The following is a 26,053-nucleotide window of genomic DNA, read 5'->3' as shown; positions in this document are numbered from 1 at the left end:
CGCCTCGTCAGCTTAGCCCGCTGCCTTCGCAGACGCTCAGGAGCACGCGCAGGTGCTCGGCAAGGCGCAGGCTGAGGGCGACGATGGTGAAGGTGGGGAAGGCCCAGCCGCTGGTCGGGAAGACCGAGCTGCCGGCGACGTGCAGGTTATGCATGCCATGCACCGTGCCGGCGGTGTCGACGACGCCCGTGGACGGGTCGGTGGACATGCGCGTGGTGCCCATGTGGTGCGCGGTGCCGAACACTTCCGGCGTCGCGCCCGCGTCGACCGTCCAGGCCGAGGGCACGAACGTGCCGCCGCAGGCGTCGGCGAGCGGCCGGCCGGCCACCGCGGCCAGGGTTCGGTAGGTGTAACGGTCCAGTTCGGTCAGGCGCCAGTCGATGTTGACCCGGCGCAGGCCCAGCGGATCACGCACATGGCCCAGCGTGACCCTCGAATCGCGGTTCGGTGCCTGCTCGAAGAAGCCGACCAGTTCGACACGGTCGCTCTGTACGGTGGGCTTGTCGGCGGCTTTCTGGGCCACGGCGCGGATCACGTCGCCCATGTGCAGGGCGAGGCTCACCGCGCTGGCGGCCAGCCGCGGCGATGCCGCCACGGCGGTGCCACCCGGCCCGTTCTGCATGGCGGCGGAAAGGCGCGCTTCCAGCAGCGCCGCCTCGTTGCGATTCGGCGGCCGCAAGGCGGTGCGCACGTTGCGCAGGGCGCGGATGCCCTTGGGCACGGCACCCTCGACGGCAAACGGATGCACGCGCCCATTGAGGACGCGGTGCTGGCGTTGCGCGGCACCGGCCAGGCCGATCTCCGGGGCGATCGCCGCACGCTCCTTGCCGATGGTGCGCTCGTAGGGCCGGGTCAGCCGGTCGGGCGTGCGCGACTGCACGTTGCCTAGCGTGCCGCGTGGGTGATCCATGAAGTAGCGGCCGACCATGTCGCGATCGTTGCCGAGGCCGCAGGCGGCGACGCCATCGGAGGCGAGCAACATGCGCGCGTTTTCGATGCCGCCGGCGGCGAGCACGAAGTGCCGTGCACGCACGTGGCCACGGCGGCCGGTCAACGAACCCAGCCGTGCGCGCATGACTGCCGTGGCGGCCGGGTTGGCTTCGAGTTCGAGCAGGTTGGCGTGCAGCAGGACCTGGATGTTCGGTGCCGCGCGCAACTCGTCGCGGTAAGCGTCGCCGAACAGGATCGGGCTGCGCGCGAACAGCAGGTTGACCAGCGCATCCGGGTCGAGGTCGAGCGGCTTGCGTGGCGGCGGACCATCGAACTGCCCGGGGCCGAAGCCGTGGGCCGTGTCGATCTGGCAGAAATCGCGTGCCTTCGCGTACCACGGGGCGAGGTCGGCGTAGCGCAGCGGCCAGCCACTGTCAGGCACCCATTCGCGTGGTTCGAGGTCGCTGTCGGCAAGCGGGATGCAGCCACCGCCCCATAGGGTGCAGCTGCCGCCAAACACGCGCATGCGCGAGTGCGCCATGTCGAAGGGCAGGCCACCGTGCGCCGTGCCCTCGCAGAGCGCCTGGCTGCGGTCCTCGCCGCTGAGCCCGCCGCTTTCGACCAGGCACACGCGTACGGACGTGCCGAGGAAGGCACGCGCGATCGCCATGCCGGCCGGCCCCGCGCCAATGACGCAAAGGTCGGCCTCGTGATCGGCAGGCACCGACCCATCAAGGTAATCGAGGATCACAATGCTTACTCCCAGGCAAGGATGACGCTGGCTATTCTTGTTTTGTCTCTACAGCCGACCATCCACCGCATCCCGCGGTAGCACGTACTTCACGTCGTACACCACGGACGCGGGCTTGCCGAAGGCACGGATGCCCTGGGCGCCCATCGCCGCGAATTCCCGATGGCCCACGGCGACCACGATGGCGTCGTAGGTGCCTTCGCGCGGCGCTTCCACCGGCGCGATGCCGTATTCGTGGATCGCCTCTTCCGCACGTACCCAGGGATCGTGCACATCCACGGTCACGCCATAGGCGTGCAGGGCGGCGACGATATCGACGACGCGCGTGTTGCGCAGGTCGGGGCAGTTTTCCTTGAACGCCAGGCCGAGCATGAGTACCCGCGCGCAGACGGGATTGATGCCCTTGCGCACCATCAGGCGGACCAGCTCGCTGGCGATGTACGTGCCCATGCTGTCGTTGGTACGCCGGCCGGCGAGGATCACGTCGGGGTGGTGGCCGACCTGCTGGGCCTTGTGGGTCAGGTAGTACGGATCCACGCTGATGCAGTGGCCGCCGACCAGGCCCGGACGGAATGGCAGGAAGTTCCATTTGGTGCCGGCCGCCTCGAGCACTTCGAGCGTGTCGATGCCGAGCTTGTTGAACAGGATCGCGAGGTCGTTGACCAGGGCGATGTTGAGGTCGCGCTGGGTGTTCTCGATGACCTTGGCCGCTTCGGCCACCTTCAGCGAGCTAGCGCGGTGCGTGCCGGCGCTGATCACCGAACGGTAGAGGGCATCGACGAAGTCGGCCGCGGCCGGGGTCGAACCCGAGGTAACTTTGAGGATTTCCGTAACGCGGTGGGCTTTGTCGCCGGGGTTTATCCGTTCCGGGCTGTAGCCGACGAAGAAATCCTGGTTGAAAACGAGTCCCGATTCGCGCGCCAGGATCGGCACGCAGACTTCCTCGGTGCAGCCGGGATAGACGGTGGATTCGTAGATCACCACGTCGCCGCGCTTTAGCACCTTGCCCAGCGTTTCGCTGGCACGGACCAGCGGGGTGAGGTCGGGCCGGCGGGCGTCGTCGATCGGCGTCGGCACGGTCACGATGAATACATCGCACTCGGCCAGGTCGTGCATGCCCGACGAGAAGCGCAGCCGGGCGGCCGCCGTCAATTGATCCGGGTCAACCTCGAGGGTGGCGTCGTGGCCCGTGCGGAGCTCGCCGATGCGCCGGGAATTGATGTCGAATCCGAGGGTTGGGTATTTCTTGCCGAATTCCACGGCCAGTGGGAGGCCGACGTAGCCGAGGCCGACGATGCCGAGCCTGACCGTGTCCAGCGCGCGTGGAAAAAAGGCGGACGGCTCGCCCTGGGCATGGCCGGCGGCCGCCGGTTCGTCCACGACGGTATCGCCCTCTTGACGGCTTTGTGTATCCATCCCCGCGTCCACCCCTTAGCCAAGACATGAGAACCCCCGTAGAGGGGACGGGCAAAGCGTAGCAATGCACCATCCGCTTGCCTGTATGGCTTACGGGCTCGGACGAACGGCCGATGGCCGGGACTGAACGGGAGGCGAGGGTAGGGCGCATCGCGCATGAAAACGGCGTTTACAAGCGCTGGGGGCCGCAGTATGTTTCGGCCGCCACCACCCCCGTGGGTAGGCATATGACTAGCAACCGAGCTTTGGTCCTCTCATGTCCGCGCGAACCTATGTAGGGTCTGTGCGCGTGGCCTTGCTGGACGATCACGCCCTCGTCCTGAAAGGGCTCGTCGCGCACCTCAAGACCTACCCCTCGATCGTCGTCGTCGGCGGCGCCGCCAATAGCCAGCACTTTCGCCTGTTGCTGGGGCGGATGCCGGCGGACGTGGCGTTGATCGACTACGCCCTGGCGGCGGACGACCCCGATGGCCTGAGCCTGGTGCGCTCGCTGCGCGCGTCGTTCCCGCGGATGAAGGTCGTCGTGGTCTCCGCGTATGAAGAGGGCCCGCTGGTGCGCAGCCTGCTTGCCGCGGGTGCGCACGGTTTCGTTTCCAAGAGCCAGCATCCGGACGAGGTCGTGCGCGCGATCGATGCCGCGATGACCAACCGCATCTACGTGCCGCCCGCACTGGAGAAGATCGGTTGCGACGGCGTGGACGCGGCGCTGTCGCCGAAGGAACGCGAAGTGATCCGTTGCCTGCTGAACGGCCTGACCGTGAGCCTCATCGCCGCCAAGTTCGGGCGTAGCCTGAAGACAATCAGCGCGCAGAAAGCGTCGGCGTTCCGCAAGCTGCAGATCGTCAGCGATGTCGAGCTGTTCCGGGCGCGTGACCACATCCTCGCGATGGAACGCGGAAAACGCCTGTGATCCGCATGCCCGTCATCCGCCTTGCCGTGATCAGCATGCTCACGGCGATCGCGCTCCTGGCCATGTCGCCGGCATGGGCCGACGATGCGCCGGATGCCGTGACGCGCGCGCGTGCCGTCGCGGCACATCCGGTGGTCCGCATCGCCATCGACGGCCAGCAGGGTGGCGAGCTGCGCGGCAACCAGGCCAATCCGCTGGTGACGGAATACCCGGCGCTCGCCGCGAAGAAAACCGGGTTGCGCTTCGTCACGGTGCGGACGCCCTCGTGGGAAGCCTCGGTCCAGGCCCTGCGCGAGGGCAAGGTCGACATGCTGCCGACCCTCAGTGACCGGCTGGTCGGCGACCTGGCCGACATCGCCGCGTTGTCGCGTCCGTTCTACGTTGGCCACACGCTGATCATCGCCCGGAACGTCGGTCCGGCGCGGATGGTGCTGGCCGATCTCGACGGTCGCGCCGTCGCCTTCAAGGGCGGCGGCGAGTACGAGAGCTGGCTGCGCCGCGAGCATCCGGCCATCCATCGGCTGCCGCTGGCCGATGTGCACCAGGTCCTCGCCGCAGTCGAAAGCGGCATCGCCGATGCAGGCATCGGTATCGACGCAACCTACCATCCCATCGTCCGCCGCGACTACGCGCTGAGCCTGCGCATCGCGGGCGATGTGCCCGAAATGCCCGCGACGGTGCGCCTCGCCGTACGCAAGGATGCCGCTGCGCTGTTGGGCGTGGTCGACGAGAGCCTGGGACGGATTACCCCTGGTGAGAACGAGGCGGTGATCGAGCGCTGGCTGGAAACCGCCTACCTGCGCGCGCCGACCCTGGCACACGTCGTCTCGGTTTACCGGGTGGAGATCGGCCTGGGGCTCGGCCTGCTCGTGGCGCTGGTGTTCGCGCTGTGGCAGTTGCGCCGCGCCCAGCTGGCTTCTCGCCGCGGCGAACAGCAGAAGACGATGTTGCTCGCCGTCATGAGCCACGAAGTGCGCAACGCGGTGAACGCCGTGACCTCATCGATCGACCTCATGGCGCGCATGCCGACCTCGCCGCCGCAACGCGACCTGATGGCGATCGCGCAGAGCAGCGCACGCAACCTGCAGCAGCTTTTGCGCAGCGCGCTGGACTACACCCGCACCGAGGTCCAGGGCTTCGTGCCCGAGCTTGCGTCGTGCGATGCGCTGGCGGTCGCTCGCGACGTCGTCGAAGGGCAGCGCCCGGCGATCGAACAGAAGGGGCTGGACGCGCGGCTCGACCTGCCGATGGGCGCACTGCCGTGGCTCCTGCTCGATGAAACGCGGCTTCGCCAGTTGCTGGAAAACCTGTTGTCCAACGCGGTGAAGTTCACCGAGCACGGCCACGTGGGGATCGCGCTGTGGCAGGCCACCACCGACGACAACCTGCGTCGGCTGGTGATCGAGGTCTTCGACACCGGCGTGGGCGTGCCACGCGATCGCCAGCGCGACCTGTTCGAACCCTTCGCGCAGGCGCACGGGCGGCGTTCGCGGCGGCTGGGTGGCACCGGCCTGGGCCTCGGCATCTGCCACGAGATCACCCGTCATCTCGGTGGCCGGCTCGAACTCAAGAGCGAGGAGGGCGTGGGCACGTCGGTGCGGATCGAACTGCCGACCAGCCTGGTCCCCGCCAGTGAACCTGCCGACCTGCGCGAGCCGGCGGCCCCGATCGTGGGAGGCGGCACCGTCCTGCTGGTCGAGGACCATCCGGCGAACCGGCAGATCATGGCGGCCCAGCTGCGTTACCTCGGCTACGAAACATTTGCCGTCGACCGCGGGCAGGCGGCGATCGATGCATGGCGACCTGGCCGTTTCGTCGCCGTGCTTCTGGATTGCGAGCTACCCGACATGCAGGGCTACGACATCGCCGCCGAGTTGCGGGCGCGCGAGCGCGCGGCGGGGTCGTCGCGGCTACCCTTCGTCGCCATCTCGGCCAACGTCGGCGAGGATCACCAGCGTCGCTGCGTGGCGAGCGGCATCGACACGGTGCTGGGTAAGCCCCTGTCGCTGGAACGCTTGCACGATGTGCTGCTGGCGACGCCACCGCTGGCCTCGCAGGACGTGCTGTCCGCATTCCGCATGGAGGGCGCGCGCGACCTGGGCGCCATCGCCGCGGCCGTGGCGGCGGGGGACGAGGCGTCGGCAAAGCGCGCGCTGCATCGCCTGCGCGGTGCGGCCATGGTCTGTGGGGTCGTGGCGCTGGAGGTCGAGGCGGCACGGCTTGCCGAGGCGATCGGGGCGGGCGACGGCCCGGCCGTCGATGCGGGGCTGGCCGCGATGCAGGCCGTGCTCGAGTCGCCGGAAGCGGCCACCGACGAGGTCGTTCGCCTCCTTTAAACGTCGCATCGCGTACCCATGTCGATGGAGTTGGCTACCCTCAACCCGACTGGAGTCCATCGATGGCAAGCATCAACGCATCCGAAAGCGGCACGTTCAAGATCGGCGGCGACCTCGAGGTCAACCGCCTTGGCTTTGGCGCCATGCGCATCACCGGCGATGGCATCTGGGGCGACCCGGCCGATCCCGCGAAGGCCAGGGCCGTGCTCAGGAAAGCACCTGAACTCGGCATCAATTTCATCGATACCGCGGATAGTTACGGTCCTTTCGTGAGCGAAGACCTGATCCGCGAAGTGCTGCATCCCTACAAGGGCCTGGTCATCGCCACCAAGGGCGGCCTCACCCGGCATGGGCCGAATATCTGGGCGCCGGTCGGCCGCCCGGAATACCTGCGCCAGTGCGTGCTGATGAGCCTGCGCCGTCTGGGCGTCGAGCGCATCGACCTGTGGCAGTTGCATCGCGTGGACGAGAAGGTCCCGGCCGACGAGCAGTTCGACGCCGTCGCGCAGATGCAGAAGGAGGGCCTGATCCGCCACGCCGGCCTCTCCGAGGTCAACGTTGAACAGATCGAAGCCGCGCAGAAGCACTTCAAGGTCGTGACGGTGCAGAACCTGTACAACCTCGGCAACCGCCAGAGCGAGGCCGTGCTCGATCATTGCGAGAAGAACAACATCGGCTTCATCCCCTGGTACCCGCTGGCCGCGGGCGAACTGGCGAAGGAAGGCTCGGTGCTGTCGAAGATCGCGCACAAGCTCAACGCCACCAATGGCCAGGTCGCCCTGGCATGGCTGCTGGAGCGCTCGAAGGTGATGCTGCCGATCCCGGGCACCGGCGACCCGGGCCACCTGGAGGAGAACGTGAAGGGCGCGGCGCTCAAGCTGTCGAAGGAAGATTACGAAGCGCTCGAGCACGCGGTGAAATAAATCCTGACCTACCCCTGTAGGAGCGCGCCTGCGCGCGATTGGCCGATATCGATCAGGCCAATATCGATCAGGCCTATACCGAGACCCTTTGGTATCGGCCCATCGCGCGCAGGCGCGCTCCTACAGTGGGTTCTTCAGTGGAGTTTTACAGGGGGATACGTCGTGCGGCGCAGACGATCGGCGATCCACAACGCCGTCGCACGGATCCACCCGTGCAGTGTCACCCGGTGCATCTGCTCGAGCGATACGAACAGCAGCTTCGCGATCCACCCGCGCATCGGGATGACCGCCGCGCCCTTGGCGACCGAGGGCACTTCGCCGGCAGCCTGGCGCACGCCGAGCGACACCAGCGTGCCCCTGGAGTGGTAGACGAAGGGTTTCACCGCTTCGCCGTGGACCAGTCCGGGCAAGGCATCGGCGAGCCAGCTGGCCTGCTGGTGCGCGGCCTGTGCCGTCGGCGGCACCACGGTGCCTTCCGGGTTATGCGCGGCATACGCGCAATCGCCGATCGCATAGATGTCGCGCACACCCTTCGCCGCGAGGTTCGCGTCGACCACGATGCGGCGGTCGCGCGATAGTTCGAACGGTCCCAGGCTCGTGACGAAGTCATGTCCGGTGACGCCGGCCGCCCAGACCTGGATCGCGCAGGGAATGTGCGAACCATCGGTGAGGGTGAACGAGCCTTCCTGCACCGACTTCACGCCGACGCCGACACGCACGGTGACGCCGATCCGTTCGAGGATGCGCTGCGCCCACGCCGAGGTACGCGGATCCACCGCCGGCAATACGCGCGGCGCCATGTCCATCAGCGTGATTTCCAGCTTCTTCGCCGAGCCCAGGCCGCCGTAGCGGTGCATGTCGTTGAACGCATGGTGCAGTTCGGCGGCGAGTTCCACCCCCGTGGCGCCGGCACCGACGATGCCGATGCGGATCTTGTACGAGGGATCGCCCGCGGTGCGCAGGGCCAGCGCGAGGATGCGCCGGCGCAGGTGGATCGCCTGGCCCGGGCTGTCGAGCATGTCGCAGTATTCGAGGACGCCCGGCGTGCCGAAGTCGTTCACCCGGCTGCCGAAGGCCAGCACCAGCGTGTCGTAGCCGAGGCTGCGCGGCGGCAGGATCAGTTCCTCGGTGCCGGGCAGGTGCACTTCCGCCAGGTCGATCGTCTTCGCCTCGACATCGACGCGCTGGATGGCGCCTGGCTCGTAGCGATAACCGTGCGCCGTGCCGTGGGCAAGGAAGGGCACGGCCTCTTCGCCGTCGCCGAGCAGTCCTGCCGCCAGTTCGTGCAGGCGTGGCTTCCAGAAGTGGCTGGGGTCGCGGTCGACCAGTGCGACGTCGAACGCCTTGTTGCCGCCCATCCTCGTGGCCAGTTCCACGCCCGCGGCACCGCCGCCGACGATCACGACCCTATGTTTATTCCCGTTCATGGATGAGTGCCCCGTTTTCAGTAACTGACCGAGAGCATAAAAGGAAAGCCGTGCGTTGCTTGCGAACGCAAAGCCTTTCCTGTACATCCATGCCATGCCGATGCGCCTCCCCCGACGACGAACCTGAGCCCTCCGTGCCTTGGCGCGCAAGCGCTGCCGCCCGTCGTCCCCGCTGGAGAAAAGTGTCCGTGTCCATGATGTCGCAGGTGGACGAAGCCCTCGCTTCGGTCTTCCACGCCCTGTCTTTGCCCCTCGCGCTCGCCCATGCCGAGCTGTCCAGCCATCCCGACCTCGCCGACCTGCAGTGCAACGGTGCGCTGGCTGCGTCGCGCGTTGCCCGCCGGCCGCCGCGTGCGATCGCTGAAGACATCGCCCTGGCACTGCGTCCCGATCCGCGCTTCTCGAGTGTGGAGGTCGCCGGGCCGGGCTTCGTCAACCTGCGCCTCGCCGACGGATTCCTCATCGTGGCGTCGGCCGGGATGCTGGCCGATCCCCGGCTGGGTATCGCCGACGAAGGGCAGGGCAGCCTCGTCGTGCTCGACTTCGGCGGCCCCAATGTCGCCAAGCCGCTGCACGTGGGCCACCTTCGCTCGCTGGTCCTCGGCGAAAGCCTGCGCCGGATCCATGCCGCGCTCGGCTGGCGCACCCATGGCGACGCCCATCTTGGCGACTGGGGCCTGCAGATGGGCATGCTCAGTGCGGCGATCCGCCGGCTGTCGCCCGGGCTGGCGTATTTCCATGGCGATGGCCCGTTCCCCACCGAGGCACCGGTATCGCTGGCCGCGCTCGAGCGCCTGTATCCCGAGGCGGCCGCGGCCTGTCGCGACGACCCCGTGCGGATGGCCGAAGCCCGCGCGGACACGGCGGCCTTGCAGGCGGGCGATCCCGGCCTGCTCGCGCTCTGGCGCAACCTGCGCCGGCTGAGCGTCGACGCCCAGGTCGCGGATTTCGGCCTGCTTGGCGTCCATTTCGATGCGCTGGATGGCGAAAGCGACGTCCGCGACGACGTCGCGCCGCTGGTGGCCGACCTGCGCGCACGCCACGTGGCACGCGAGAGCGACGGTGCGCTGGTGGTCGACGTTGCCCTGCCGGGCGATACCAGCGAGGTGCCGCCACTGCTCCTGGCCAAGCGCGACGGCGCGGCGCTCTACGCGACAACCGACCTCGCGACGCTGCAGGCGCGTGCACGGATGCCGGGGCTGGCGAAAGTGGTCTACGTCGTCGACCAGCGGCAGGCGCTGCATTTCCAGCAGGTGTTCCGCGCGGCGCGGCGGGCCGGCATCGCCGAAGGCATCGACCTCGTCCACGCGGGCTTCGGCACGGTGAACGGCACGGACGGCAAGCCGTTCAAGACCCGCCAGGGTGGGGTCGCACGCTTGCGCGACCTGCTCGACGAAGCCATCGAGCGCGCCGGTGAGCGCGTGCAGGCGTCCGCGCGCGTGGAACCTTCCGAGCACGACGCCCTCGCACGGATGATCGGCATCGCCGCGGTGAAGTTCGCCGACCTCTCGGGCGATCGGCTGTCCGGCTATGTGTTCGACGCGGAGCGGCTGGTGGCCTTCGAAGGCAAGACGGGTCCCTACCTGCAATACGCGGTGGTGCGGCTGCGCTCGGTGCTCGACAAGGCGGGTGGCGATGTCGACGACGCTGATTGGCCGGTATCGGCCGCGTTACTCCCGGTCGAGCGCGAGTTGTTGCTCGGCTGCCTCGCCTTCGCCGACAAGGTGGGCGAGGCCGCGCACGCATTGCAGCCAGGCATTCTCGCCGCGTGGGCGTATGACCTTGCGTCGCGCTTCAGCCGCTTCTACGCGCAGTGCGATGTGCTGGGTGAGCCCGACCGCGATACGCGCGCGCTTCGGCTCGGGATATGCCGGCTGTCGCTGGCCACGCTTGCACGCGCGCTCGACCTGCTCGGCATCGACGTGCCGAATCGCATGTAAGCCGTATCGTCGCGCCGCGATGCGCGGGCAGTTCCTGCCGTAGGGCGGGAGCCTGTCCGCGCGAACGCGATCTCACGCCTGCTTCGCGTAGGCGTCGGCGGCATCCATCACGCGCGCCGAGTACACCAGCGCGGCACCGGCGTTCATGGCGATCGCCACGCCGAGGGCTTCGGTGATCTCCTCGCGGGTGGCGCCGTGTTTCAGCGCCGCGGCCGTATGCACGGTGATACAGCCATCGCAGCGGGTCGTCACCGCCACCGCCAGCGAAATCAGCTCGCGCGTCTTCGCGTCGAGGTGGTTGGTCTTCGCGCCGGCGGACGAGAGCGTCTGGTAACCCTGGACGGTGCCGGGGCTCAGCTTGCCGATCTCGCCGATACGGCCCATCAGTTCATCGCGGTAGGCAACCCAGTCAAGCATGATCGTGTCTCCATCGGTCGGGCCGCGCGGGATGCGCCACCCGTGCCAGTCATAGTGTCACCAGCGGGTGCGCGGCCAAATGCCCGGATGCGCCGTGTTTTGGCGAATTCGTCTCACCCGTGCCATAACGCCGCAGCGAGCTGACGCCGGGCGGCGCCACGCCCGACCGCTGTTACCGTCGCGCGTTGTCGAACACCCGAGAAGGAGCTCTCATGCCCGATCCTGACTACCCGGCGGCGCGCCTCGGTTGCAGCCAATGTGGACTGCACGCGGTCTGCCTGCCAGCGCATATCGATGAGGGTGGCCTCGCCCGCCTCGACCGCCTCACCCGCCAGCGCAGCACCCTGCAGCGCGGCGACAGTGTCTATCGCCAGGGCCAGCCTTTCACCTCGCTGTACGTGGTGCGTTCGGGCGCCGTGCGCGTCGCGATGGACGAGGCCGAGGGCACCGAACTGGTGCTTGGCTTCCGCCTGCCGGGGGAGATCCTCGGCGTTGACGCGTTGGTCGACGACACCCATCGCACCGTCGCCACGGCACTGGAGCGCACCACGTTATGCGAGGTGCCGTACGCACGCCTGGAAGAGCTGTTCCAGCAGATGCCCGGCTTGCAGCGAAAGATGATGCGCGTGCTGGGCAGCGAAGTGGCCAGTGCGCAGGAGCATGCGCGTGCGATGGCCCGCCAGCCGGCACTGGAGCGGGTCGCGTTGTTCCTGCGCGCGCTGCTCGCGCGCTACGACAGGTTGTCGCGCCCGACCGACTGCGTACGCCTGCCGATGGGCCGCTCCGATATCGCCGGCTACCTTGGCATCGCCGTGGAAACGGTGAGCCGGGCCTTGGGGCGCATGGAAGAACAGGGCGTGCTGTCGGCCAGCGGCCGGCACCTGCGGATCCATCGGCGCGACCTGCTCGATGCGTTGTGCCTTCCCGACGGCGCGGGCGATCGCCGGAAGAACTGAGCGGGATCAGGAAGGTGGATGGCGCGGGTTCCTAACCTTGCGCTTGCCAGGCCACCCATGGCCGGGCACAGCCCACAAGGAGCATCCCCGTGCGTCATATCGTTTCCCTCGCCGCCGCCCTCGTCCTTGCCGCACCCGTCGCGGCGCAGGCCGCCGACGGCCCCTGGACCCTGCACTTCGGCGCCCACGTCGTCGACCCGGCCTCCACCACCGGCGAGATCGCCGGCATGCGCTCCAGCGTGAGCAAGGGCACCCGCCCGACCCTCAGCGTGGAATACCGCTTCGCGCCGGGCTGGACGGTGGAAGCGCTCGCCGCGCTGCCGTTCCAGCACGAAGTGCGCCTGGCCGGCAGCCGCGCCGTCAGCGTCAAGCAGCTGCCGCCCGTTCTCGGCGTGAACTACCACTTCATGGAGGGCGCCCGCGTGTCGCCGTTCGTGGGCGCCGGCGTGAACTACACCTGGTTCTTCGATGCGAACGGGCGCAACGCCTTGCAGGGCACGCGGGTCGACGTCGGCAACAGCTGGGGCGCAGCCGGGCACGCCGGCGTCGACATCCACCTGGACGAGCGCTGGACGTTCACGGTGGATGCCCGCTACATCGATCTCGACGCGAAGGTGAAGGTCAACGGCGCCCGCGTCGGCACCGTGCACGTCGACCCCTGGGTGTACGGCGCGAGCTTCGGCTACCGGCTGTAATCGCGCGGACTTGCCGGGTACGTCGGCGCTGCCGATACTCGCGACACCCTCGCGGCTGGCCTGATGATGGACGCACTGACCCGTATCCTGGAGCTGGCCCGCGTGCGCGGCGCGCTGGACCTGCGTTGCCAGCTGGCCGGCGGCTTCAGCATGGATCACGAGGATGCAGGCCCGGGCGAGGCGCCGTTCCACCTCGTGCTGGCCGGCGAGGGCGTGATCGAACTGCCCGGCCGGCGCACGCTGCCGATGCGTGCAGGCGATCTCATCATCCTGCCGCACGGCACGACGCACCGGGTCCGCGACAGCCATGGGATCCACGCTGAAGGGCCGGTGAGCGTGGACACGTCGGGGCCGCTCACGATCAAGCGGACCCCGGGCGAAGGCGCCACGCTGGACCTGCTGTGCGGGCGCTTCATGCATGCACGCGATGCCGGGCACCTGCTGTTCGCCAGCCTGCCCGATGTCCTGCAGGTATCGCTCGTCGACCACCACGGCATGGCCACGCTGGAAGCCATCGTCAACCTGTTCCGCGTGGAAGTCGGCGAGCTTGCGCCTGGTGCACTCGCCGTCGTCACGGCGCTGAGCCAGGCCTTGCTGGTCTTCGCCCTGCGCGCGCAGCTCAGTGGCGGGCACATGCCGCCATCGCTGCTTACCCTGCTTGCCGATCCGCGCCTCGGCCGGGCCATGCTGGCGATGTTGCGCGAGCCCGAGCGCGAGTGGACGGTGGAATCGCTGGCCGCGCAGGCGGCGATGTCGCGGGCGACCTTCGCTCGCCACTTCGAGGCGCGCGGCAAGCAGTCGCCGCACGAGGTGCTGACCCTGTTGCGCATGCACCTGGCCGCGGAAATGCTGCGCAAGGGCGATCTGACGGCGGCGGCGGTTGCCGAGCGCGTGGGTTACCGATCGGAGTCGGCCTTCGGCAAGACCTTCCTGCGCGTGATGGGGAACACACCGGCGCGCTTCCGCCGGAGCGGTGGCGTATAACGGTGGCGATGCCCGGAGACACCGCCACCGTTTGTCCGATCTGCCAGGGAACGGGCGAGGTCACCTACGTCGACGAAGAAGTCGGCTGCCGGGTGACCGTGCCCTGCTGGGCGTGCACGACGCCCAGCCCGGTTACATCTTGAAGTTCACGCCAAGCATGAAGGTCCGGCCGAAGGTGTTGTATTCCAGCGGACGGCCGACGCTGACGTTGTTCGGCAACGCCGACGTCTGTTTCCACTTTTCCGGCGAGTTGGTCAGGTTGTTTACCTGCAACAGGTACGACAGGCCCTTGAAGCGCCCCTGTTCGAACTCGTAACCGATCTGCAGGTCGGTCTGGCGATCGGGCAGGATCGTCTGGTAGCCGAGCTGGTCGAACAGTGCGACCGCTTCACCGGTGAACGAGGAGCGATAGCGTTCGGCGATGCGGAACGACCAGCCGTACTTTTCGTAGTACAGGGCCAGGTTGGCGACCTTGCGCGACAGGCCGGGCAGGGTGCTCGGGCTGCCCGGGATGCTCGACACCGCGCTCACCGGCAGGGTGCTGTTGGTCAACGAGAAGTTGCCCTGTGCACCGAAACCATCCAGCGCCGGAGTGAGCAGCTTGCCTTCGATGCCGGCCTGCAATTCCAGGCCCTTGACCTTGCCGCCGGTGCCGTTTTGCGGGGTCGTGAACGAGCCGACCGTGCTGGTCGGGGTCAGCGTCGGGTTGTCGTTGGTGTACTTGGAGAAGTCGTAGTCGAGGACGGTCTGGTTGTAGATGTAGTTCAGCAGGTTCTTGCCGAACACCGCCGCGGCGACGTAGCTCGCATCGCCGAAGTACTTCTCCCACGACAGGTCCACGCCCACCGCGATGTACGGCTTCAGCTGCGGGTTGCCGCCGCTGCCGGACCACAGCACCTGGCCCGCCGCGGGGCCGTCGGTGACCTGGGCGACGCCGGCCGAGGTCGCGACCTTTTCGTCGTCGATGCGGCCGCGGGCCATCGTCTTGGCCAGGCCGAAACGCAGGAACTGCTTGTCGGCGACTTCGGCGACGACGTTCAGGCTGGGCAGCACCTTGGTGTAACGCGCGCCGTCGGAGATCCGTCCGACCAGGGTGTCGCCATTGGTCTGCAGCGCCTGCGACGACTGGTCGGTTCGGACCACCTGCACGCCCATGTTGCCGGTGATCGGCACGCCACCGGCCGAGGTGTCGAGGTTGAACTTGATGTACGCGACCGGGACCTTTTCGCGCACCGTGTAATTGCGGCTCCAGTCGGCCTGGCCATTGCGCTGGGTCAGGTAGTACTGGCTGCCGAGCGCGCGCATCACGTCGTAGTTCACGATGCCGGGGATGCCGCCGTAGCTCAGGTCGGTGACGCCGCTGAGGAACGAGGGATCGATCGGCGAGGAGAAGCCCGGCTGGTAGGTCGCCGAGTCGGAGCCGTTGCCGTTGAGCCAGGCGAAGAAGACGTCCGCGTCCTTGGTCTTTTCGCGGTCGGAGTAGTTCACGCCCAGGTTGAAGTCGCTGAAGATCCAGCCGACCGGATGGCTGACTTCGAGGCGGAATGACTTGATCGTGTCTTTCTGCTTGTCGTATTCCGCGCGGCCGTCGTAGCCGTAGTTGTTCGGATCGGTAAAGCCGATCACCGACGGGTCGGCGAAATTGGTGCCCGGGGTGAAGTCCGGGAAGCCGAAATTGGCCGGGTTGGAGAAGTCGGTCGAGCTCGTCGCCTCGCCGGGCAGGCCGGCGAACAGGTACGCGTCGTGCAGGCGGCGCTTGGCCATCGAATACGCGGCGTCGGCGTTGATGAACCAGCCGTTGCCGAAGTCGTACTGGTTGTTCCAGCCGGCCGAGAAGAGCTTGTCCTTCTCCTTGGTGTATTCGTTCTGCAGGATCGCCTTCAGGCCGTCGATGTGGCCGGTGGTGACGATCGGATAGGGCACGGCGTCCTGGACGCCGACGTTGGAGTACGACACGTTGTCGTAGGGGCTGCTCGACCACTGCGCGCCGTTGAGGTGGGTCTTCTCGTCGACCGTGGAGTAGTAGAGATCCAGGGTCGAGTGGTAATGGTCGTCGGGCGCCCATTCCAGCACGGTCATCAGGCCGTTGCGCAGCTGGTTCTGCGACTTCGCGCGCAGCTGCATGCCTTCCTGCGACAGCACGTTGTCCGGGATGCCGGGGGTATGCGGTGCGCCCCAGTTGGTCTCCGCGCCCTGCGGGCCGTTGTTGAGGCTCCACCACCAGGCCTGGTACTGCTTCTCCTGGATCGGCGAATCGAGCTGGGCAAAGCCCACGGCCAGGCCGAGCGTGTGGTCGAAGTACTGGTCGATGTACGAAACACTGGCGCGATGGCCGGTGTCGCCGACGCCGCTGCCATGGTTAAGGCTGCCGCCATCGGTGGTCTCGCCGCGCAGGTTCGCCGCGAAGGCGGCCTTGGGCAGGTCGAGCGGCCGGATGGTGTGCAGGTCGACGGTACCGGAGAGGCCCTGGCCGACCAGGCTGGCATCCGGGGTCTTGTACACGGTGACGCCGCTGATGAGCTCGGACGGATACTGGTCGAAGTCGACGCCGCGGTTTTCGCCGATGGTCGCCTGTTCGCGGCCGTTGAGCGTCGTGCCGACGAAGTCGGGCGACAGGCCGCGGATCGAGATCTGGTTGGCGCGGCCGTCGATGCGCTGGGTGGCCAGGCCGGGCACGCGGGCGAGGCTTTCGGCGATGCTGCTGTCGGGCAGCTTGCCGATGTCCTCGGCCGAGATGGCTTCGATGATGTTGCTGGACTGCTGCTTGGCCTTCAGCGAGTTCTGGATCGCCCCCTGGATGCCGGTCACGACCACCGCGTCGAGCGTGGCGGTGTTGTCGGGATTGGCCGATTTCTTTGCCTTGGCGTCTTTTGCCGATTTTGCATCGGTCTTGGCCGGCGGCTGGGTGGTGTCCTGGCTGGCCTGGTCCTGTGCCCAGGTCGCGCCCGATGCCAGCAGCAACGCCATGGCACAGGCGGCGGCGAGCGGGCGCGTGCGGATGGCAGGCACGGCAGGGCCCTGCGTCAGATGGCGACGATTCATGCTTTCCCCACGTCCTTAATGAATGTTACGAGCGACCCCACACGCTCGCGGCCGCAGGATGGGCGACCGACACGGCGCTGTCATCTGGCGGCGCAGCAGATTTCTGCGAGGGATCGATTCCAATCACACGAATCGCAAGAACCTACGATTGTAGGAGCGCGCCTGCGCGCGACATTTTGCGTTGGAAACAACCATCCACCGGCCGAGAACCATTCTCCAGCTCGCATATCCAAGCCCTGTCCACGCTCGCTGGCTTCCCGCACAATCCCATCGCGCACAGGTGCGCTCCTACAGTGGGAATGGGGGGTTATTCCATGTTGATCCGGATGCTTGGCCTGGCTGCCTGTCTGGTCGCCGCGGCACCTGCCGTCGCGGCCGACGCCGCCGGCACGAACGCCGCGGTGCTCGCACCACTGCACGCCTTCTTCGACGGCATGGCGAAGTCCGACCAGGTCGCGATGCGTGCCGTGGTCCAGCCGGAAGGCAGCGTTGCCCTGCTGCGCAAGGACAAGCTGGTGCGGATGTCGCTCGGCGACTTCGTCGACCACATCAAGCCGGGCAAGGATGCGATCGAAGAACGCATCCACGATCCCGTGGTCGAGGTCGACGACAACCTGGCCATGATCTGGACCCCGTATGAGTTCCTCGTCAATGGCCAGGTGAAGCACTGCGGCACCGACCTGGTCCACCTGGTGAAGCTGGATGGCCGGTGGGTGATCGCTGGCATCGCCGACAACAGCCGCGACGCCTGCCCGAAGGGCTGAGCGCTTATTCGGCCGTCTGCGCGCGGCGCAGGCCGAACAGGCGCGAGATGTTCAGCTGCATGTTCAGGCCGTACACGAGCAGGTTCTTCGGCAGCACCTTCGTGTTCGGGATGCCCGAGTTATCCGGATGGATGAGGTACTGGATGTTCGGCATCAGCGTGATGCCGGGCACCGGTTTCCAGCCGTAATTCAACTCGACGGTGAACTGGTTGGGGTTGTTGCTGCCACGGCCGCCTGCCTTGATCCGCGCGTCGCGCAGGTACTTCTCTTCCGCATCGGTCATGCGGAAGTACGACAGCGACAGGCCGATGGTGTCGATCGGCCGGCTGGCGAACGGGCCGGTGAGGACGAAGCCGGTGTAGATCTGCCGACGCATGATCTCGTCGGTTTCCAGCTGGTGGGCGATACCGGCGAAGACGTCGAGGTTGCGCGACGAGGTGTTGCCCGGGCGCCAGACCACGCGATCGGCCATCAGGTAGACGCCGGAACGGTTTGAATTGGCTTCGCGCGCCGTGCCGCCGTGCAGGCCCTTCGACTGGCCCCTGGTGTTGTAGAACGGATCGGTGAGCGGCGCGGTGCTGAGGTAGGCGCCCGCCTTGATTTCAAAGCCGTGCGGGTCCTCGGCCGGGTCCATCCGTACATAGCCCCATTCCACGGGGTAGGTGATGCCGGTGGCGTTCGCGATCGAGAAATCCAGGCCGTTGCTCGCCGACGTGGTCGGGTTGACCTCGTAGGCACCGGCCTCGATGTACGAATGCCTGGTCAGCTTGTAATTGACGTTGAGCGCCCAGGTCGCCGACGGCAACAGGCTGTAGCCCGCCTCGGAATTGATCAGCCGCGGCACGCCGCAATGCGTGCCCGACATGAACTGGCAATTGGTCGCCAGGTGCGCGTAGTACGCCGTGGTGCCGAGCCGGCCGAACAGGACGTCGAGGCGGTCGTCGAGGAACTTCTGCTCCCATGCGAACAGGCCCAGGTGCCACTGCGGGAACTCGTTCTTGTAGATGTATTGCTGCTTGGCGAACGTGCCGGTCACGTCGTGGTTCAGGCCGTTGCCGTAATCGCGATACACCGTGAAATGGAAGCTGCCGCCGGTGATTCCGAACAGCTTGTCCATGTCCAGGTCGGCGCCGATGTTGAACTGGCCGACGTTGGTGCGTCCCTGGTCCACGCCCCCGCGCGGATTGGTCGCGTACTGGTTGATCAGGTTGGCGCGGATGAACACGCCGTCCTTTGCCCATTGCTGGAAGATGTTCTGCGCGGGTGCCTGCTGGGCCGTGGCGGCGGCGTCGCTGCTGTCCTGCGCGAAGGCGGAAGCGCTGGCCAGGCAGCAAAGCGCTCCCAACCCCGCGGCTTTCCAGCCGAAGGCGTAGTCGTGGAACTTCATCGGTCATCCCCTCCCCGGAGTAGACGTGTCGGTGTCAGGCGGCCTTGTAGCCGCGCGACAGTTCTTCATGCAGTTGGTCGGCGTCGACGGCTTTTTCCCATTTGCCGACCACGAGCGTGGCGACGCAGTTGCCGGCGATGTTGGTGAAGACGAAAGCGGACGAGAGGATGCGGTGCACGCCCAGGATCAGCGCGATGCTGCCGACCGGGATGGTCTTGGTGGCGGCAAGCGTCATGGCCAGCACGGCGATGGCGGAGCCCGCGACACCGGCGCCACCCTTGGAGGTCACCAGTAGCACCAGCAACAGGCCCAGCTGCTGCTCCCAGCCCAACGCGGTGCCGGTGGCCTGGGCCAGGAACACGCTGACGGCCGCGAAGTAAAGGCACGTGCCATCGTGGTTGAAGCTGTACGCGGTCGGCAGCACCAGCCCGACCACGGATTCCTGCACGCCCAGCCGGGTCAGCTTCGCGGTCAGCTGCGGGAACACGCTTTCGGATGAACTCGTGCCGATCACCAGCACCAGCTCTTCGCGCACATAGCGCATCAGCTTCCACAGGCTGAAACCGGCCCAGCGTGCGATCGGCGCCAGCACGAGGATGAAGAACAGCACGCAGGTGAGGAAGAATTCGCCGACCAGCGCGGCCAGCGGCACCAGGGTCTGCAAGCCGAACTTCGCCACGGTGAAGGCGATGGCGCCGAACGCCGCGATCGGCGCGATCTTCATCGCCACGCGGATCACCCAGAACAGCGACTGCGAGACCAGGTGGACCACGTCCAGCACCGGCTTCGCCTTGTCGCCGAGCGAGGCAAGGCCGCAGGCGAACAACACCGAGAACACCAGGATCTGCAGGATCTCACCCTGGGCGAAGGCTTCCACCGCGGACTTCGGCACGAGGTTGAGCAGGAATTCGCCGAACGACATGTGCGCGGCGGGATGGATCGCGTCGGCGGGCGTGTGCAGCGCGGCCGGGTCGATGTGCATGCCGATGCCGGGCTTGAGCACGTTGATGGTGACCAGGCCGATCACCAGGGCCAGCGTGGTCACGATCTCGAAGTACACGATCGCCTTGATCGCGATGCGGCCGACCTTGCCCAGGTCGCGCACGCTGGCGATGCCGTGGGTCACGGTGCAGAAGATGATCAGGCCGACCACCATCTGGATCAGCCGGATGAACACGTCGCCCAGCGGCTTCAGCTGTTCGCCGATGTCGGGCGCGAGCGCGCCCACGGCCACGCCCAGCGCCATGCCGAGCAGCACCTGGAAGGTCAGGTCCTGGTAGTAGCGGCGCGGACGCGCTGGCTGGGTGGTTCCGGGCAGGGCAGGTTTCGCGGTCATTCGTGGTTCCGTGGTTCGGGTGGCCGGCGCATTGGCATCGCGCAGCTCAGTCACCGGCGTGGCCTAGCCATTCCATGGCGGGCGCGAAGACTTCGTCGACGCTGAGTCGGCGAGGCAGGAGCGACTGCTTCAGGCAGGCGTCGATCGTGTAGGCGACGGGCTCGCGCAGGACGTCGAACCCGAAGCGGAAAGGCACGGGCTGGCCCGGCTCGACCGGCACCGTCGCGGCGGACGCCTTGAGCAGGCGATACGCCGCGCGCACGGCTTCGGGCGATGCTTCGCAGGCCGCGCGGCTGGCGCAGACCATGTGGTTGATCGGCATGAAGCCGTGCCGGGTCCACCACGCGGCGTCGCGCGCGGCGGCATCGGTGATCAGCGGGGCGAAGCCGGGCTCGGTGGGCAGGTCGTTGCCGAAAATCGCGGCATCCACCTCGCCGTCGCGCAGCATGTCGGTGAGCGCGCGGTCTTTCGGCATCCGCGACACGAACGGGGGATCGATGTATTCCGCGACGTGGGCTTCGTCCTGCGTGGCCCAGTCCACGGCCGCGGCGGCCAGGCCGTAGTCTTCCTCCAGGTGCGCGCGCACCCACATGCCGGTGGTCTGCGTGTAGGAGCGGACGGCGATCCGTTTGCCGGCGAGCTGGTCCGGGGCCGGGATGCCGGCGTCCGACCAGCCGACCAGGCAGCCGCGCTGGAAGCGCGAGGCGACCACCGCGGGCAGCAGCACGATCGGCGCACCGTAGGCGATGGCCTGCAGCGCGGTGACGATGGCCAGTTCGCACACGTCGTAGGCGGCCTCACGGACCATCGGTGCGAACGCCTTGTGCACCGGCGCGACGTCGACGAAGTCGAGCGTCACCGTGGGATCGACCAGCGCGCCGCGCTTCAGCGCCTCCGTATGCGGGTAGGTTTTCAGCACCGTGCGCAGCGTGGTCATGCGGTGGCGCTCGTCTGCGCAAACGGATAGAGCCGCTGCGCGGTGCCATGGCCGATCGCGGCCTGGTCGGCGGCATCGAGCGTGCCGAGGACCTCGCGCGCCTGGCGGGCGAGCTCGGCCAGCGTTCCCGCGGCGGCGGGGAAGTTCGAACCCCACGCGATGCGATCGGCACCGAACGCCTTCAGGATGGCCGCGAGGAAGTCGGCCGGCGTCGACGCACCCTGGCCCGCCGCCTCCAGCGTGCGATTGGTCAGTTTCAGGTGCACGCCCGCGAAGGCGGCCATGTCGAACAGTGCCTGCGCGTCGGCATACGGCGCACCGCCGGCGAGATCGGGCCGGGCGCAATGGTCGAGCAGCACGCGCACCTTCGGGAAGCGGGTGAGCAGCTCGCGCAGCACGGGCAGGCCATCCATGGTCATCTGCAGGCAGACCGGGATGCCGAGTGCCTCGGCGTGCGCCCATGCCGGGTACGAATCCGGATGACCCAGCCACGCCGCCTGGCCGGGCATGGTGCTCCCGGTGGTGAACAGGCGGAAGCCATACAAACCTTCGGCTTGCCACTGGTCGATCCGATCCACGGCGTCGGCGGCCATGGCATCGATCGAGTACACGCCGACGAAACGGTCGCGATGGGCACGCACGCTGGCGGTGACGTACCGGTTGTCGTGGCCGTACACCGTGGAGGCCTGGACCACCACGGCGCGCTCGATGCCTGCGGTGTCCATCGCGCGGAGCAGGCCGTCGGCATCGACCGGGCGATCGCGCGACCACTCCGACTGCTTGCCGCCGATCGGGTCGGTGGGATAGGTCGCCGTATCCGGCGAGATGACGTGGGTGTGGGTGTCGAACAGGATCACGGGCGCCTCATGCTACAGGGATTGGGCCTTGGGGCCATTCACATTCGCTATCGAAAATTGTTGCACTGCAAAAACGGCAGTGCCGTCGTCGGTGTGGAATATGCGCGGCCATACGCTCGCCGCCAAATTCGAATTACGATTGCGCTATTCAAAAAAGTAAACGATATGGATGACCGACTGTTCGACCTGAACCTGCGCCACCTCGACGCGCTGCTGGCCGTGGCGCGGGTGGGGACCCTGAGTGGCGCCGCTGCCGAAGTGAACCTGTCGCAGCCGGCACTGGTGCATGCGGTGGCGAAGATGGAGCGCGTGCTCGACGCACGGCTGTTCGACCGCCACGCCGCGGGCGTCGAGCTGACCGAGGGCGGGCGCCGCTTCGTCCGTCGCGTGGACAATGCCCTGCGCCTGCTGGTGCGCGGCGTGCGCCGTGTTCGCCGCGGCACGCACGGCCAGCCGCTGGCGCATGTCGAACGTCGCCTGAGCATGGCCCAGCTGCGCGCACTGGTCGCGGTGGTCGGCACCAGCAGCTACGCGGCGGCCGCCACCGAGGTAGGTGTGTCGCAGCCGGCCTTGCATCGCGCCATGCGTGAACTGCAGGAAGCGACGGATGTGTCGCTGCTGGTCCGCGTCGGACGTTCGGTGCGCCCGACCGACGCGGCGACGCGGCTGGTCCACTTCGTCCGCCTGATGTTCGCCGAACTTGGCGCGGGGCTGGAGGAGGTCGGTGCCGGTGGCGCTGCGGGCAGTGGTTTCATCCGCATCGGCGTGTTGCCGGTGGCCCGCGCCCACTTCCTGCCGCGCGTGCTGGCGACGTTCGCCGCCGACTATCCCGCGGCCGCCGTCGAAGTGATCGAGGGCCCCTACCTCGAGTTGCTCGCGCGCCTGCGCCAGGGCGACATGGACCTGTTGATCGGCTCGGAGCGACAGACCGTGCCGGCGCGCGATGTCGTGCAGGAAGGCCTGTTCGACGATGAGCTGGTGATCGTGGCGCGTGCCGGCCATCCGCTGCGTGGCGGGCGGCTGACCACGGCGGCCTTGCTGCGCTATCCATGGGTGGTGCCTGCGCGTGGCGTGCCCCTCCGGCTCAACTGGGAGCGCATGTTCGAGGTACGCGGCGTGCAACCCCCACCGATCCGCCTGCAGTGCGCCTCGGTCCTGATCATGCGCGGCATGATGCTGGCGGGTGACTGGCTGACCCTGATGTCACGCGACCAGTTCCTGCTGGAAAGTCGTGCGGGCCACCTGGTCGAGATCGGTTCCCCGGGCAAGGATTTCTGGCGGCGCATCGCCATGACCCGGCGCACCGAATGGATGCCGACACCGTTGCAGGGCCGGTTCGTCGCCCTGTTGCGACGGATGGCGGCGGAGAAGGCGGCGGGTTCGCCGCGCCCGTGACGCCCGCGCGTTGCGTGTAACAGGAGGGAGACGGCCGGATGGCCGGGTTGCCCATCGCCCGGACCGGGCGCCTAATCGATCGCTTGTTGCCACGGAGGAGCCCGGCCATGCCGACAGAGCTGCAACTGCGCACCATCTCCGCCATCGTCAACGTATTCGAAACCTCGTCGGTCGTTGGCCATTACAGCGCGGTGACTTTCAACCACGCCGACGCGGGTCACCTCAGCTATGGCAGGGCGCAGGCGAGCCTCGCCTCCGGCAGCCTCGGCCGCCTGCTGCAGGCCTATGTGGCAAATGCGGCGGCGACGTTCGGCAAGACCTTCGCGCCCTACGTGCCGCGTGCGCTGGCCGTTGACACGGCACTCGACCACGACATGTTTTTCCAGAACCTGTTGCGCGCGGTCGCCGACGACAAGGCCATGCGCGATACCCAGGACGATTTCTTCGCGAAGAACTACCTGATGCCCGCGGTGCAGACGGCGACGCGGGCAGGGATCACCACGCCCCTGGGCATGGCCCTGGCCTATGACGCCTACGTGCAGGGTGGCTGGGGTACCGTTCGCGACCTGACCAACGCCGCCGTCGGCGCGATGCCGCATGTCGACGAGAAGACATGGCTGAAGGCGTACATTGTCCAGCGCCGGCGCTGGCTGACCGGGCTGGCCAGCCAGGCGCATGACACCGGCTACCGGATGGACGCGTTCCAGCGTCTGGTCGACCTCGGCCAGTGGGATCTCGGCTTGCCGCTGGTGGTGCGTTCGCTCGAGATTTCCGCGGCGACGCTGTCCGCGACGCCGGAGGACTGCTATGACGACAGCCATCCGGTCGGCAGTCGCGACCTTGGCCTGGGCGCATCCGGTGTCCTGCGCGGCCTCGACGTGCGCCGGCTGCAGGTCGGCCTGTCCGCATCGCAGCCCCTGGTGGTGGCCGACGGCGTGTTTGGCCGCGGCACGGCGGATGCGGTCAAGGCTTACCAGGGATCGCACGGCTCGGCGGCGACCGGCACGGCCAGCAGCGCGCTGGTGCTTGAACTGGCCCAGCCCAGGTAAGGGAAACGCCGCGCCGTCCGCCAGCCTCAGGCGTGGGCGACGTCCACGATCGCCTTCGTGAATGCCTCTGGCGCTTCCTGCGGCAGGTTGTGGCCGATCCCGCCATCGACGTTGCGATGTTCGTACCTGCCGGTGAACTTCGCCTTGTACGCCGACGGATCGGGATGCGGCGCACCGTTGGCGTCGCCTTCCAGCGTGATCGTGGGAATCGCGATGGTCGGTCCCGCCGCGAGCTTCCGTTCGTCGGCGTCGTACTTCGCTTCGCCTTCGGCCAGTCCCATCCGCCAGCGGTAGTTGTGGATGGTGATCGCCACGTGGTCGGGGTTGTCGAGCGCGGATGCGCTGCGCTCGAACGCCTCGTCGTCGAAGTGCCACTGCGGCGATGCCAGCTGCCAGATCAGCTTCGCGAAGTCATGCCGGTTCTGTTCGTAACCCTCGCGGCCGCGTTCGGTGGCGAAGTAGAACTGGTACCACCACTGCAGCTCCGCCTTCGGTGGCAGCGGTTTCTTGCCGGCTTCCTGGCTGCCGATGAGGTAACCACTGACCGACACCAGCGCCTTGCAGCGCTGTGGCCACAGCACGGCGAGGATGTCGGCGGTGCGTGCGCCCCAGTCGAATCCCGCCACGATCGCCTGCCGGATCTTCAACGCATCCATCAGGGCGATGGCGTCTGCCGCCAGCGCCGCAGGCTGGCCGTTGCGCGGCGTGGCGTCGTCGAGGAACCGGGTCGAGCCGTAACCGCGCAGGTACGGCACGATGACGCGAAAGCCCCTGGCAACGAGCGCGGGCGCCACCTCGGCGAAGGCATGGATGTCATAGGGCCAGCCATGCAGGAGCAGCACGGCGGGATGCCTGGACTTGCCCATGTCGATGTAGCCGACGTCGAGCACGCCCGCGTGGACCTGCTTCAGCGGGCCGAACGTGGTCGAGGCACTGGCGCTGGCGGCGGCGAGCTGCGAGGCGGCAAGCGCCTGCGGTCCCACGGTGGCGGCGGCGAGGGAACTGCCGGCCAGGGCAAGGAAGCGGCGACGCGCGGAGTCGGTGTCGAGGGGCATCGGTGGGGTCCTTCGTCGGGGTGGCGGCCTGCCAGGCCGACTAGGGTGCACCCCCAAACCTGCCGTGGCTTGCAACGGCCTGTCGCCATCGCGCGTAGTCTTGGCATCCAGGCACGGCGTAGGAGACATGGCGATGGACGAGCGGACGATCCGCGATGCGCTGGATCGACACTGGGCGGCATCCGCCGCGGGCGACCAGGATGCCGAGCATGCGATCTACCGCGACGATGCGGTGTGCGAGTACCCGCAATCCGGCGAAACGATCCATGGCCGGGCCAACCTGCAGGCGTTGCGTAGCCACCATCCCGGCAAACCAACGGGATTCGCGGTCAGGCGCATCGTCGGCAAGGGCGACCTTTGGGTCACCGAGTATTCGATCCTCTACGGGGAGAAGCGCGCTTTCACCGTGAGCATCATGACTTTCCAGGATGGCAAGGTGACACGCGAAGTGCAGTACTTCGCCGATCCCTTCGATGCGCCCGCGTGGCGGGCGCAGTGGGTAGGGCAAGCACCCGGCGGGGTGACGTAGGGGCGCCCGCGCGGGGC

At 67.7% G+C, this 26,053-nt stretch carries 21 protein-coding genes; 11 read left to right on the top strand and 10 right to left on the bottom strand.

Annotated features, from left to right (window positions below; all coding sequences use genetic code 11):
• Positions 1 to 7 precede the first annotated feature (7 nt).
• Positions 8 to 1,681 carry a GMC family oxidoreductase gene (locus tag KPL74_06705; GenBank protein QWT21690.1) on the bottom strand — a complete coding sequence of 558 codons (1,674 nt, stop codon included), beginning with the start codon at positions 1,679 to 1,681 and terminating at the stop codon, positions 8 to 10.
• Positions 1,682 to 1,729: 48 nt separating this feature from the next.
• Positions 1,730 to 3,097 (bottom strand): Vi polysaccharide biosynthesis UDP-N-acetylglucosamine C-6 dehydrogenase TviB, encoded by a 1,368-nt coding sequence (gene tviB / locus KPL74_06700; GenBank protein ID QWT21689.1) that lies wholly within the window; start codon positions 3,095 to 3,097, stop codon positions 1,730 to 1,732.
• Between the two features lie 289 nt (positions 3,098 to 3,386).
• Here tviB and KPL74_06695 point away from each other — a divergent pair, with 289 nt between their 5' ends.
• The 3 genes from KPL74_06695 to KPL74_06685 all read left to right on the top strand — a co-directional run bounded on the left by KPL74_06695 (position 3,387) and on the right by KPL74_06685 (position 7,266).
• Entirely contained in the window at positions 3,387 to 4,007 is a 621-nt protein-coding gene (locus KPL74_06695; GenBank protein ID QWT21688.1) for a response regulator transcription factor, read from the top strand.
• Positions 4,004 to 6,343, top strand: a complete 2,340-nt coding sequence (locus KPL74_06690) for a response regulator (protein QWT21687.1) — start codon at positions 4,004 to 4,006, stop codon at positions 6,341 to 6,343. Before KPL74_06695 ends, KPL74_06690 begins: the two co-directional genes overlap by 4 nt.
• 62 nt (positions 6,344 to 6,405) lie before the next feature.
• Positions 6,406 to 7,266, top strand: coding sequence for an aldo/keto reductase (locus tag KPL74_06685; GenBank protein ID QWT21686.1), 861 nt, complete (start codon positions 6,406 to 6,408; stop codon positions 7,264 to 7,266).
• Positions 7,267 to 7,400: 134 nt separating this feature from the next.
• Here KPL74_06685 and KPL74_06680 read toward each other — a convergent pair whose 3' ends face one another.
• A complete protein-coding gene (locus KPL74_06680; protein ID QWT21685.1) occupies positions 7,401 to 8,693 on the bottom strand; it encodes an NAD(P)/FAD-dependent oxidoreductase in 1,293 nt (430 codons plus the stop codon).
• A 188-nt stretch (positions 8,694 to 8,881) separates the two neighbouring features.
• Here KPL74_06680 and argS point away from each other — a divergent pair, with 188 nt between their 5' ends.
• On the top strand, positions 8,882 to 10,633 hold the full coding sequence (argS, locus tag KPL74_06675) for an arginine--tRNA ligase (GenBank protein QWT21684.1): 1,752 nt from the start codon (positions 8,882 to 8,884) through the stop codon (positions 10,631 to 10,633).
• 72 nt (positions 10,634 to 10,705) lie between these two features.
• On the opposite strand, the gene KPL74_06670 is transcribed toward argS, so the two are convergent.
• Entirely contained in the window at positions 10,706 to 11,050 is a 345-nt protein-coding gene (locus KPL74_06670) for a carboxymuconolactone decarboxylase family protein (protein ID QWT21683.1), read from the bottom strand.
• A 212-nt stretch (positions 11,051 to 11,262) separates the two neighbouring features.
• Here KPL74_06670 and KPL74_06665 point away from each other — a divergent pair, with 212 nt between their 5' ends.
• From KPL74_06665 to KPL74_06655, 3 genes are all read left to right on the top strand, one after another.
• Complete coding sequence (locus KPL74_06665; GenBank protein ID QWT21682.1) at positions 11,263 to 12,006, top strand: cyclic nucleotide-binding domain-containing protein; 744 nt, start codon at positions 11,263 to 11,265, stop codon at positions 12,004 to 12,006.
• 89 nt (positions 12,007 to 12,095) lie between these two features.
• The gene (locus KPL74_06660; GenBank protein QWT21681.1) at positions 12,096 to 12,701 is read left to right on the top strand and encodes an outer membrane beta-barrel protein; all 606 of its coding nucleotides are present in this window, start codon (positions 12,096 to 12,098) and stop codon (positions 12,699 to 12,701) included.
• Positions 12,702 to 12,764: 63 nt separating this feature from the next.
• Positions 12,765 to 13,685, top strand: coding sequence for an AraC family transcriptional regulator (locus KPL74_06655; protein ID QWT21680.1), 921 nt, complete (start codon positions 12,765 to 12,767; stop codon positions 13,683 to 13,685).
• A 132-nt stretch (positions 13,686 to 13,817) separates the two neighbouring features.
• Here the strand turns inward: KPL74_06655 and KPL74_06650 are convergent, their stop codons facing one another.
• Complete coding sequence (locus KPL74_06650) at positions 13,818 to 16,727, bottom strand: TonB-dependent receptor (protein QWT21679.1); 2,910 nt, start codon at positions 16,725 to 16,727, stop codon at positions 13,818 to 13,820.
• 314 nt (positions 16,728 to 17,041) lie between these two features.
• Here KPL74_06650 and KPL74_06645 point away from each other — a divergent pair, with 314 nt between their 5' ends.
• Positions 17,042 to 17,491 (top strand): nuclear transport factor 2 family protein, encoded by a 450-nt coding sequence (locus KPL74_06645; protein QWT21678.1) that lies wholly within the window; start codon positions 17,042 to 17,044, stop codon positions 17,489 to 17,491.
• Between the two features lie 4 nt (positions 17,492 to 17,495).
• Here the strand turns inward: KPL74_06645 and KPL74_06640 are convergent, their stop codons facing one another.
• The 4 genes from KPL74_06640 to KPL74_06625 are packed head-to-tail and all read right to left on the bottom strand — an operon-like array spanning position 17,496 to position 22,008.
• Positions 17,496 to 18,878, bottom strand: a complete 1,383-nt coding sequence (locus KPL74_06640; protein QWT21677.1) for a carbohydrate porin — start codon at positions 18,876 to 18,878, stop codon at positions 17,496 to 17,498.
• Positions 18,879 to 18,912: 34 nt separating this feature from the next.
• A complete protein-coding gene (dctA, locus tag KPL74_06635; GenBank protein ID QWT21676.1) occupies positions 18,913 to 20,214 on the bottom strand; it encodes a C4-dicarboxylate transporter DctA in 1,302 nt (433 codons plus the stop codon).
• 46 nt (positions 20,215 to 20,260) lie between these two features.
• Positions 20,261 to 21,151, bottom strand: a complete 891-nt coding sequence (locus KPL74_06630) for a hypothetical protein (protein ID QWT21675.1) — start codon at positions 21,149 to 21,151, stop codon at positions 20,261 to 20,263.
• A complete protein-coding gene (locus tag KPL74_06625) occupies positions 21,148 to 22,008 on the bottom strand; it encodes an amidohydrolase (GenBank protein ID QWT21674.1) in 861 nt (286 codons plus the stop codon). The genes KPL74_06630 and KPL74_06625 overlap by 4 nt, the downstream gene beginning before the upstream one ends.
• Before the next feature lie 165 nt (positions 22,009 to 22,173).
• On the opposite strand from KPL74_06625, the gene KPL74_06620 reads away from it, so the two are divergent.
• On the top strand, positions 22,174 to 23,403 hold the full coding sequence (locus KPL74_06620; GenBank protein ID QWT21673.1) for a LysR family transcriptional regulator: 1,230 nt from the start codon (positions 22,174 to 22,176) through the stop codon (positions 23,401 to 23,403).
• 107 nt (positions 23,404 to 23,510) lie between these two features.
• The gene (locus KPL74_06615) at positions 23,511 to 24,452 is read left to right on the top strand and encodes a peptidoglycan-binding protein (GenBank protein ID QWT21672.1); all 942 of its coding nucleotides are present in this window, start codon (positions 23,511 to 23,513) and stop codon (positions 24,450 to 24,452) included.
• Between the two features lie 26 nt (positions 24,453 to 24,478).
• On the opposite strand, the gene KPL74_06610 is transcribed toward KPL74_06615, so the two are convergent.
• Positions 24,479 to 25,507 (bottom strand): alpha/beta hydrolase, encoded by a 1,029-nt coding sequence (locus tag KPL74_06610; protein ID QWT21671.1) that lies wholly within the window; start codon positions 25,505 to 25,507, stop codon positions 24,479 to 24,481.
• Positions 25,508 to 25,640: 133 nt separating this feature from the next.
• On the opposite strand from KPL74_06610, the gene KPL74_06605 reads away from it, so the two are divergent.
• Positions 25,641 to 26,036, top strand: a complete 396-nt coding sequence (locus tag KPL74_06605) for a nuclear transport factor 2 family protein (protein QWT21670.1) — start codon at positions 25,641 to 25,643, stop codon at positions 26,034 to 26,036.
• Positions 26,037 to 26,053: the final 17 nt, after the last annotated feature.

Source organism: Bacillus sp. NP157, assembly GCA_018889975.1.
GTDB lineage: Bacteria > Pseudomonadota > Gammaproteobacteria > Xanthomonadales > Rhodanobacteraceae > Luteibacter.
Note: the sequence above shows the minus strand (reverse complement) of the source record. Positions and strands in the feature narration are given on the sequence as shown.

Excerpts from the sequence above, each read along its gene's own strand:
- tviB (QWT21689.1), bottom strand. The coding sequence starts at position 3,097 with ATGGATACACAAAGCCGTCAAGAGGGCGATACCGTCGTGGACGAACCG.
- KPL74_06685 (QWT21686.1), top strand. The coding sequence starts at position 6,406 with ATGGCAAGCATCAACGCATCCGAAAGCGGCACGTTCAAGATCGGCGGC.
- KPL74_06680 (QWT21685.1), bottom strand. The coding sequence starts at position 8,693 with ATGAACGGGAATAAACATAGGGTCGTGATCGTCGGCGGCGGTGCCGCG.
- KPL74_06670 (QWT21683.1), bottom strand. The coding sequence starts at position 11,050 with ATGCTTGACTGGGTTGCCTACCGCGATGAACTGATGGGCCGTATCGGC.
- KPL74_06665 (QWT21682.1), top strand. The coding sequence starts at position 11,263 with ATGCCCGATCCTGACTACCCGGCGGCGCGCCTCGGTTGCAGCCAATGT.
- KPL74_06655 (QWT21680.1), top strand. The coding sequence starts at position 12,765 with ATGATGGACGCACTGACCCGTATCCTGGAGCTGGCCCGCGTGCGCGGC.
- KPL74_06650 (QWT21679.1), bottom strand. The coding sequence starts at position 16,727 with ATGAATCGTCGCCATCTGACGCAGGGCCCTGCCGTGCCTGCCATCCGC.
- KPL74_06645 (QWT21678.1), top strand. The coding sequence starts at position 17,042 with ATGTTGATCCGGATGCTTGGCCTGGCTGCCTGTCTGGTCGCCGCGGCA.
- KPL74_06640 (QWT21677.1), bottom strand. The coding sequence starts at position 18,878 with ATGAAGTTCCACGACTACGCCTTCGGCTGGAAAGCCGCGGGGTTGGGA.
- dctA (QWT21676.1), bottom strand. The coding sequence starts at position 20,214 with ATGACCGCGAAACCTGCCCTGCCCGGAACCACCCAGCCAGCGCGTCCG.
- KPL74_06630 (QWT21675.1), bottom strand. The coding sequence starts at position 21,151 with ATGACCACGCTGCGCACGGTGCTGAAAACCTACCCGCATACGGAGGCG.
- KPL74_06620 (QWT21673.1), top strand. The coding sequence starts at position 22,174 with ATGGATGACCGACTGTTCGACCTGAACCTGCGCCACCTCGACGCGCTG.
- KPL74_06615 (QWT21672.1), top strand. The coding sequence starts at position 23,511 with ATGCCGACAGAGCTGCAACTGCGCACCATCTCCGCCATCGTCAACGTA.
- KPL74_06610 (QWT21671.1), bottom strand. The coding sequence starts at position 25,507 with ATGCCCCTCGACACCGACTCCGCGCGTCGCCGCTTCCTTGCCCTGGCC.
- KPL74_06605 (QWT21670.1), top strand. The coding sequence starts at position 25,641 with ATGGACGAGCGGACGATCCGCGATGCGCTGGATCGACACTGGGCGGCA.